General features: G+C 56.3%; 1 protein-coding gene. It reads right to left on the bottom strand.

The genetic code is table 11. From position 1 onward, the window contains the following. Nucleotides 1-394: hypothetical protein (locus KQX66_RS38915; protein WP_216798412.1), on the bottom strand; the 394-nt coding region annotated here is incomplete at both ends.

The raw sequence follows: 394 nt of genomic DNA, 5'->3' as shown, positions 1-394 counted from the left end.
CTTTTAGCCATGCGTTATAGGCGTGCTGTATCGCATCCCGGCACGTTTGAGCATCCCAGTCAGTAACCACGCCACCCATCAGTAAAGCGGCCTCCAGAATGGCAAATCTTGCCCCTACACGGTGAACCTGTTCCCCATAGTCGGCAGGGATTAGACTGCGCCAGCGGGCTTCACACTCACGAACGACATCAATCGCCTGTTGCTGGTGGTCTGAAAGCCATCTGATCCACTCCCTCCCGGCAGCGCCATGATGGTGCTGATAAGCATCTTTCAGCGCGTCGGCGTGTTCTTTCCCTGTCTGGTGTTCATGAAAGCGCACCGCCTTACTTAACGGGATATTCAGCAAGCGCACCAGTTGCCCGGCTTTGGTCTTGCGTCCGGCGGTGGCGATGAA

Origin of the sequence: Paenibacillus oleatilyticus (genome assembly GCF_018998565.1) — a bacterium.
Lineage (GTDB): Bacteria > Bacillota > Bacilli > Paenibacillales > NBRC-103111 > Paenibacillus_G > Paenibacillus_G oleatilyticus.
Note: the sequence above shows the minus strand (reverse complement) of the source record. Positions and strands in the feature narration are given on the sequence as shown.